Origin of the sequence: Mucilaginibacter antarcticus, assembly GCF_042686155.1 — a bacterium.
Classification (GTDB): domain Bacteria; phylum Bacteroidota; class Bacteroidia; order Sphingobacteriales; family Sphingobacteriaceae; genus Mucilaginibacter; species Mucilaginibacter antarcticus.
The window spans coordinates 261808-267937 of sequence record NZ_JBHUON010000003.1 but is presented as its reverse complement, the minus strand read 5'-3'; the positions used below and the strand labels follow the sequence as shown (position 1 = coordinate 267937).

The 6130-nt window shown below is 42.9% G+C and carries 7 protein-coding genes and 1 pseudogene; 3 read left to right on the top strand and 5 right to left on the bottom strand.

The genetic code is table 11. The features are described 5' to 3' along the window. Positions 1-191 precede the first annotated feature (191 nt). From ACFSYC_RS04825 to pdxH, 3 genes and pseudogenes are all read right to left on the bottom strand, one after another. Positions 192-1319, bottom strand: coding sequence for an NADH-quinone oxidoreductase subunit D (locus tag ACFSYC_RS04825; protein WP_377124098.1), 1128 nt, complete (start codon positions 1317-1319; stop codon positions 192-194). Between the two features lie 159 nt (positions 1320-1478). After that, positions 1479-1940 (bottom strand): annotated as a pseudogene (locus tag ACFSYC_RS04820) (NADH-quinone oxidoreductase subunit C); the annotation flags it as partial. Further along, on the bottom strand, positions 1937-2584 hold the full coding sequence (gene pdxH, locus ACFSYC_RS04815; protein WP_377124090.1) for a pyridoxamine 5'-phosphate oxidase: 648 nt from the start codon (positions 2582-2584) through the stop codon (positions 1937-1939). The pseudogene ACFSYC_RS04820 and the gene pdxH, both read right to left, overlap by 4 nt. A 117-nt stretch (positions 2585-2701) precedes the next feature. Between pdxH and ACFSYC_RS04810 the strand changes: the two genes are divergently transcribed. From ACFSYC_RS04810 to ACFSYC_RS04800, 3 genes are all read left to right on the top strand, one after another. After that, positions 2702-3265, top strand: a complete 564-nt coding sequence (locus ACFSYC_RS04810; RefSeq protein WP_377124088.1) for a YqgE/AlgH family protein — start codon at positions 2702-2704, stop codon at positions 3263-3265. 52 nt (positions 3266-3317) lie between these two features. Beyond that, entirely contained in the window at positions 3318-3734 is a 417-nt protein-coding gene (locus ACFSYC_RS04805; protein WP_377124086.1) for a hypothetical protein, read from the top strand. Positions 3735-3914: 180 nt separating this feature from the next. Next, entirely contained in the window at positions 3915-4331 is a 417-nt protein-coding gene (locus ACFSYC_RS04800) for a hypothetical protein (protein ID WP_377124084.1), read from the top strand. A 72-nt stretch (positions 4332-4403) separates the two neighbouring features. Here ACFSYC_RS04800 and purE read toward each other — a convergent pair whose 3' ends face one another. Both purE and ACFSYC_RS04790 read right to left on the bottom strand, forming a co-directional pair. Then, positions 4404-4901 carry a 5-(carboxyamino)imidazole ribonucleotide mutase gene (gene purE, locus ACFSYC_RS04795; RefSeq protein ID WP_377124082.1) on the bottom strand — a complete coding sequence of 166 codons (498 nt, stop codon included), beginning with the start codon at positions 4899-4901 and terminating at the stop codon, positions 4404-4406. 87 nt (positions 4902-4988) lie between these two features. Beyond that, positions 4989-6128 carry a 5-(carboxyamino)imidazole ribonucleotide synthase gene (locus ACFSYC_RS04790; protein WP_377124080.1) on the bottom strand — a complete coding sequence of 380 codons (1140 nt, stop codon included), beginning with the start codon at positions 6126-6128 and terminating at the stop codon, positions 4989-4991. Between the last annotated feature and the right edge of the window lie 2 nt (positions 6129-6130).

Sequence of the window (6130 nt, the reverse complement as noted above, 5' to 3'; positions counted from 1 at the left end):
CAAGATAAATATTTGATATTCAGATATCTATATCAAATAAAACCAAATCCTTCAAAACAAAAAAGTCGGAAGATTAATCTTCCGACCATGACTGGCTGTAAAGCGCCTTTTTTATTATATTCTTGTTTGTTGGATTGCCATGATATTTTGATTTCAAGGAAATTTTTCAATCTTAAAAATCCGGGTTCAGACTACCTGTCAACCTCGCCCAACACAAAATCAATACTGCCTACTATTGCTATCAAATCGGCTATCATAACCCCTTTAGCAAGCTCAGGCAGTACAGACAGGTTGTTAAAGCTTGGCCCCCGTACCTTGGCACGAAATGGTACTTCAGACCGTGGATCGGTGTGCATAAAGTAAAAACCCAGTTCACCTTTGGCACCTTCGCAGCGTACGTAGTAGTCTTGCGGTTTTGGAGTAAGTTTACGGGGTAGTTTGGCGCGCGGGTCAAAATCCGTTGTGCGTTTTAGTTCTTTCTGTAGTCGATCCAAGCACTGTTCCATAATGCGGACAGATTGCTCAACCTCATCAACACGCACTTTATAGCGGTCCCAGCAGTCGCCTGTGGTCCCCATTTCACCTTTACCTACCGGTATCTCAAAATCAATTTCCGGGTAGACCGAATAATTATCAATACGGCGCAAATCCCATTTAAGGCCCGAGCCTCGCAGTAAAGGGCCGGAGCATCCGTAATTAATGGCCACATCGCGTGGCAAAACGCCAACGTTTGCTGTACGGCTGACGAATATCTGGTTATCGGTTAATAACAGATTAAGCTCAACCAGCTTTGGCTTAAAATATTCTATAAACTCGCGGCAGCGCTCTTCAAAACCAACGGGTAGATCATAAAATAATCCGCCCACCCAAATATAGTTATACAACATGCGTGAGCCTGACGCCCACTCGAGCATACCCATGATATGCTCGCGGTCCTTAAAACACCACAGAAACGGTGTAAAGGCGCCTATATCGATGCCATAAGTACCAATTGCAATCAGGTGCGACGCTATCCGGTTCATTTCGCAAACCAGCACGCGAATGTATTCAACCCGTTTAGGGATATCTTTATCAATGCCTAGCATGCGCTCAACGCCCATTACCCAGGCATGGCTGTTATTCATTGACGCCAGGTAATCCAGCCTATCGGTAAAAGGAATGGTTTGTTGGTACGTAAGCGACTCAGCATGCTTTTCAAAGCAGCGATGCAGATAGCCCATATGTGGGATAACCTCCTTCACGATCTCGCCATCGGTTATCAGCTCCAGCCTCAAAACCCCGTGTGTAGACGGGTGTTGCGGCCCCATGTTAAGTACCATGTCTTCCACGCTTGCAGAGGCTATCTTTAAGTCATAAGCATCTAATGCACGGGTGTATTTAGGCAGTAGCGGCTTATAGGTAGGGTATTCGATCTGTAAATTAGGATCTGACGGCTGCGGTGGATATTCAATTGGCACGCCTTTGTAATATTCGGCAGCCTTGTAATCTTTCTTTAGGGGAAAACCTTGCCATTCATCCGGTAGCAGGACGCGGCGTAAGTCCGGATGGCCTTCAAAAAATATGCCTACCAGATCAAAGGCCTCGCGTTCGTGCCAGTCGGCAGTACGGTATACCTGCGCGACGCTAGGGAAGGTAGGCAGTTCATCGCCATTGCGATCGGTTTCCTTACTTACCTTTAAAGTTAATGTAAGTTTGTATGGGATGGAAGTTAAATGGTATACAACACCAAAGCGATTACTCTCGGCGCCATAATCTATGCCACTTAAACAGGCTAAAAAATCAAAGTAAGTTTTAGGGTTATTACGCAACTCAAGGCAAACATTAGCTATTTGGTCGGCTGCAATAATCAGAGCAGATTGTAAGCCAGTCGATTCTTCGCCAATAAGTACCTCAGTACCAAACTTAGTGGTAAGCAATAACTTAATGTCGTCAAAACTCATGGCGCCAAACGTACTTTTTTCCAGTTTTTATTATCAATTTTTTTGTAAACTATTCTATCGTGCAGGCGGCTGCTGCGGCCCTGCCAAAATTCAACAAGGCGGGGCTTTAAAATGTATCCGCCCCAGTATGATGGTTTGGGTATCTCTTTACCTGCGTATTCGGCTTCCAATTCAGCCATTTTAGTTTCAAGTACCTTACGGTCCTCAATTTCCTGGCTTTGCGGCGATACCAGCGCGCCTATCTGGCTGCTAACCGGGCGCGAGTGGAAGTATTTTTCAGACTGCTCTTTGCCCAGTTTTTCAATGGTACCTTCTATCCGTACCTGGCGCTCTAACTCGCCCCAAAAAAATACAACTGCGGCATTTGGGTTTTTGGTAAGCTCTTTACCTTTCCGGCTTAAATAGTTGGTGTAAAAAGCAAAGCCATTGGCGTCAACGCCTTTTAGTAAAACTACCCGGGCAGATGGGCGGCCATCCGCCGATGCTGTGGCTAATGTCATGGCATTTGGCTCAAGTACCTTGGCCTCTATAGCTTGGTCAAACCATTTCTCAAACTGCTTAAACGGAGTTTGTGAAGTTTCCTTTTCGGTTAGCGATGCTGCCGTATAGTCTTGCCTTAAATTCTGTAATTCTTCTTGATTCATCTACCGCAAACTTACAAATTAATTATGCCGTAAGTTTAACATATGAGCTATAAATTGGCCATTATGAACATATTTTACTTTGTATTGTTAATTTAGTCATAATAAAAAAACAGGGTTATGTTAAATTCTATCACAGCCGCAGCAGGGCGATTATTGGTATCAGAACCATTTATGCTGGACCCAAACTTTAAGCGTTCTGTAATTTTACTTACAGAATATGCAGACAGTGGTGCCATGGGTTTTATTTTAAATCATCAAAGCGATTATCTATTGGGTGATGTCTTATCCGATATTTCATATTCAGAAATCCCCGTTTACCTTGGTGGGCCTGTAGCGGCCAACACCCTGCATTTTATACATTGCGTACCAGATAAAATTGATGGTGGCATTGAAATTTGTGATGGCATTTATTGGGGAGGTGATTTTGAACAAATTAAAGAATTGATATCAAGTTATAGCCTTAATGAAAACGATGTCCGATTTTTTATGGGCTATTCGGGCTGGACACCAAGCCAGCTGGACGGCGAGATAAAAGAAAATAGCTGGATTATTGCCGAGAAGTGTAGCGCTAGCACCATCTTCTCCGTTTCAGAGCAAAACATGTGGAAAGAGGTAGTGATTAGTTTAGGTAATCGTTACGCCCATATTGCAAACTTCCCCGAGAACCCGCAGCTGAATTAATAATTTATCAGTGATTGGTTGTCGTAAGTTTTAACCTGAAAACCAATATGATATGATAAAGAAACTATTTGCGTTATTGCTGATCGTCAGCCTCTTAGGGTGTGAAAAGAAACAAGAAAAAGTAGGCGGGTGCGGTACCGGTCTCTGCACGCTATCGTTTGCCATATTACAGGTAAATTATACCGATAAAGACGGAAACCCTGTGGCAGTACAAAACTTTACTGCAGTAAACCAACGTACACAGCAGAGTGTTTTACCCACAAATCAGCATGACCTGGTTGTAAAGGGACAATATGCAATTACTGATGATGGCGCTAAGGATAAATTTTCAAACGATGGCGATGAAGTTGTAGTAAGCGCAACGTATGCGCCTACCGGCCAAACAAAAACAGCCACGTTTAAAATATCCGGCGGCTGTAATTGCCATATAGAAAAACTATCCGGCCCGCAAACTATAAAATTCGACTAAACATCCCGCACTTGTAGTGCTATGCATATCGGGAGCGTTTATGAAAAGTGAGGAATTTAATAAGGTTGTGGTGTTGCGCTTGCAAAGGCGCAATGCCTCAATCTTCGCTTTGTTACAATAATTTCGTTTGATTGTCTGCCTTACTATTCCTAAATTTATATCTGATTATAAATGAATGTTATGTTTAAAAAATTATCTGTTTTAACAGCGGCTATGCTGATTTGCATGGCCTGCAGTAAAAAGAAGCCACAAGCAACTGGTTGCGATGTGATTGCTTGCACGGAATCCTTCGATTCAATAGGCATATATTTCAATAACAAGCAAGGGCAGCCTATCAATATTGAAGCGTTTTCGGCAACAAACAAACGAACTAAAGAAAGTGTAACGCCTGCTAAAACAACAACAGCTACTCAAAGCTATTACATTGTTACTGATGATAGCATGAAAAGCAAATTTGCCGCTGTTGGCGATGAGGTAATAATATCGGCCACAAACCCTGCTACCGGCGAAACAAAAAGCGTTACTTATTTAATATCAGGCGATTGTAAATGTCACGTTGAAAAAATATACGGTCCGGAAACAGTAGTGTTCGAATAGAAGCTAAAACTTTCCCCAATAAAAAAACCTCATTAATTAATAATGAGGTTTTTTTATGAATGTGATTTGTTCTTATTTAACAGCTTCCATCTCGGCAGCCGATTCTTCAACTTTCCTTCTCAGCGTTTCTTTAAAGTCGATTAAGTTTTTAACCACTGCTTCATCAGCAATAGATATGATTTGTGCAGCTAATATGCCCGCGTTTTTAGCAGCGTTTAGCGCCACAGTAGCTACGGGGATGCCATTAGGCATTTGCAGTATAGATAGGATAGAATCCCACCCATCAATTGAGTTGCTTGATTTTACCGGTACGCCAATAACAGGTAAGTGCGTTAACGATGCCACCATACCCGGTAAATGTGCAGCGCCACCCGCACCGGCAATAATTACCTTGATACCACGGCCGGCGGCTTCGCGGGCGTAAGTAAACATACGGTCGGGCGTACGGTGTGCCGATACCACGGTGATCTCGTATTCGACACCTAATTCTGTTAATACATCAGCAGCGTCCTGCATTACCGGAAGATCCGATTTACTGCCCATGATGATTCCTATTTTTGGTTGGCTCATATTTTGTCAATAGACCATTCGATGGTCAATAGTTTTGCGTTATTGATATTTCGTCTACGGATTATTGACGATCGACTATAAACTAATTTAACTAATCACTTTTAAAGTATTCTGCACAAATCTAGCCTTCTCTATCGCTTTCTCCCTGTCATTATCCACGATAGTGACATGCCCCATTTTCCTGAAGGGTTTTGTTAGCGCTTTGCCATATAAATGTACATATATGCCCGGGCATTTTAGTATCTTTTCAATACCCTGATATACGGCCGGGCCTTCATAGCCTTCTTCGCCTAAAACGTTGATCATTACGGCATTGCTCAGGCAGGTGGTGTCGCCAAGCGGCTGATTAAATATTGCGCGTAAGTGTTGCTCAAACTGCGACACCACATTCCCTTCAATACTTTGGTGGCCACTATTGTGTGGGCGTGGAGCTAACTCATTTACCAGTATCTCGCCATCTTTGGTTAAAAACATCTCTACAGCCAGCAAGCCAACAATTTTAAGGTCATCGGCTATTTTTTTAGCAAGGCGTTCTGCTTCTTGCTGTATTTCAAAGGATAGGGTAGATGGCGATATTAAAAACTCCACCAGGTTAACCTGCGGGTTAAACTCCATCTCAACTAAAGGGAAGGTGCTTACCTCGCCGTTCTCATTACGGGCTACTATGACGCTTATCTCTTTTTCAAAATCAACTAAACGTTCAATAAGGCTGGGCTCGGTAAAGGCGCTTGGCAGGTAAGTTTCGTCAACCACCTTGTATACGCCACGGCCATCATAACCATCGCGCCTTAACTTTTGCATGTATGGATATTCAAAGCCATTTTGCTTCAAGTCCTTCAAATTCGATATCAGCTTAAAATCCGCAGTAGGGATATCGTTTTCTTTAAAAAAATGCTTTTGCAAACCTTTATCCTGTATCAGGCGAATAACGCGGGGCTGTGGATAAACCAATACACCTTCTTTTTCAAGCTGCTCCAACGCGTCTACGTTAACCTTTTCTATCTCTATCGTCAATAGGTCTACCTTTTTGCCAAACTTGTAAACGGTCTCGTAATCGCCTAATGAGCCTACGGTAAACTCGTCGCATAGTTTGCGGCAAGGTGCCTCGCGGTCAGGGTCAAGTACCTTAACGGTTACGTTATAATTAATGGCTTGTTGTATTAGCATGCGGCCCAGTTGTCCACCGCCTAAAATTCCAAGTTTCAGATCTCCGTAAAATGCTTTCATTG